The organism is Fulvivirga lutimaris, from assembly GCF_009711525.1.
Classification (GTDB): Bacteria; Bacteroidota; Bacteroidia; order Cytophagales; family Cyclobacteriaceae; genus Fulvivirga; species Fulvivirga lutimaris.
This window is the reverse complement of the sequence record NZ_SMLV01000114.1, coordinates 1-2,004: the sequence shown is the minus strand read 5'-3', so window position 1 is coordinate 2,004 and position 2,004 is coordinate 1. Positions and strand designations below refer to the sequence as shown.

Sequence of the window (2,004 nt, the reverse complement as noted above, 5' to 3'; positions counted from 1 at the left end):
TACCTACGAATTTAAGCACAGTTAGAATGGGCAGTGTTGATGCCAATGATAATATTTTAACAATAAGTGCATTTAACAAAGGGTTTCACATTGTTGATTACATTGATAATCAGGAGATAAATCATCTCAAACTAAGTCAAAATGCAAAGTCAATAAAGGCGTATAGACTAAATGCAATATTTTTAGATAAGGCTTTAAATAAAAACTTTGTTCATGACCAAACCCTTTAATTAACCTTAAAATATGTATCTCAAGTTATGGTTATGAAAACACTATACTTAATGATTATTGCCATCTTTTTTACATTCCAAATTCTTGCCCAGAATCCAGACGGACAACTATCTGATGTTACTTTTGGTAAAACTGCAATAACTCAATTTTCGGAGTCAATTGAGTCTTCACATAAACCATATTATATAGATGAAAGTTGGTTGTCTGGTGAATTTCAAATATTAAACGGAGTAAAGTTTAGAGATTTGCCAATGAGGTTTAATATGATAGACAATCAGTTGTACTTTAAAGATAGGAATGTTGTTCGCGTAATATCAGCAAGGTTATTAAAAGCTTTCTCTTGGACAAATAGTGAAGGAGAAATTGAATCCTTCATAACGGGTAATACTTTTAATTTAGGCAAGGATGATATTTACAGAATCGAATTAAAAGATTCAGTGTCTTTGTATTCCAGATATTATGTAAAAATCATTAAAGCCAACTATAATGAGGCCTTGTCAGTAGGAGACAAGACAGATCAAATTAAGCTTGTTAAGGAGTATTTTTATCAATTAGGAAATAGTCAGTTGATTATGATTCCTAATAGTCGGAAGAAGGTTAGTGATATTCTGACAGGTAAATATGCTAAGACAGTATCTAATTTTATTAATACCGAAAAACTCAAATTCAAGAACGAAGAAGACTTTTTTGAACTGATTAAATACTGGAACTCGCTTTTCACTAAATCTCTGGAATAATCTATTTCAAAATTAATAGTTTTGATTTCCTTTCTGGTCTACCTTTTGAGTAGTAATTTTCAGGAAAATAGTTCTTGTATTGAATAATAATAAAGCTGCACAGCCCTCTCTCTTATTTCTCTTCAAAACATTTTTGATTATTGGCGTTTCCTCCTTTGGAGGATTTTCAGCTCTTGTAGCCGTTGTTATAAATAAAATGGTGGAGAGAGATAAAAAAATTAGTGAAGATGTAATAATGAATGGTTTTTCATTAGCCTCTGTTTTACCAGGCCCCGTAGCTGTTAATACCGTTGCCTATATTGGTTATCACCTTAGCGGATGGCGAGGTAGTCTAATTGCTGTTTTTTCTGTTATTCTGCCTTCATTTATTCTTGTTGTAATAGCTACACATTTCTATTTAGAATACGGTAACCTTCCTCAGGTAAGGAGCATAATTCAAGGGATTATTCCTGTTATTGTTGCGGTCATTATTTCAGTAGCTTACAATATGTCTCAGAAGAGTGTTAAATCCTGGAAGCATGTCTTAATTCTATTGTTGGGCTTGACAATCCAGTTTTTCTTTAGTGGGTATCTGGTTTTCATCTTGTGCTTATTGGGCAGTGCAGTATTAGGATTATTTTTCTTTAAACAAGAAAGTGTGCCAACTGAGGGGAAGATTGATAAAGCTAAGGTTGATTGGGTTCCTTTATTGTTGTGTATTCTGTTTGCAGCTGTTCTTGGAATAGGAGTTTTAATGCCTGAAAACTTGAATGCTAAGATTTTTGAAGTATTCTCAAAAATTAGCCTTACCCTATTTGGAGGTGGCTATGTGATGGTGCCTATTTTGCAAAGTATTATAGTCGAACAAATGAATTGGTTAACAAATGTTCAGTTTGTTGATGCAATAGCTATTGGCCAGGTTACTCCTGGACCAATTTTAATTAGTGCGGCATTTGTAGGGTATAAGGTAAGTGGACTGTTGGGAGCACTCATTGCTACGATTGGTATATTTGGGCCATCTTCTTTGCTAATGATTGTGTTATCAAGTCGTTTGAAA

General features: G+C 33.3%; 3 protein-coding genes. All 3 read left to right on the top strand.

Features of this window, described 5'->3' with window-relative positions; all coding sequences use genetic code 11:
- Positions 1-230, top strand: a 230-nt coding sequence (locus tag E1140_RS21235; RefSeq protein WP_185153330.1) for a hypothetical protein, incomplete at its 5' end; no start/stop codon positions are given.
- Between the two features lie 33 nt (positions 231-263).
- Complete coding sequence (locus E1140_RS00535) at positions 264-968, top strand: hypothetical protein (RefSeq protein WP_155178003.1); 705 nt, start codon at positions 264-266, stop codon at positions 966-968.
- Positions 969-1,047: 79 nt separating this feature from the next.
- A partial coding sequence (gene chrA, locus E1140_RS00530; protein ID WP_155178002.1) for a chromate efflux transporter occupies positions 1,048-2,004 on the top strand: 957 nt, incomplete at its 3' end.

Coding starts and splice junctions, on each gene's coding strand:
- E1140_RS00535 (WP_155178003.1), top strand. CDS start 264: ATGAAAACACTATACTTAATGATTATTGCCATCTTTTTTACATTCCAA.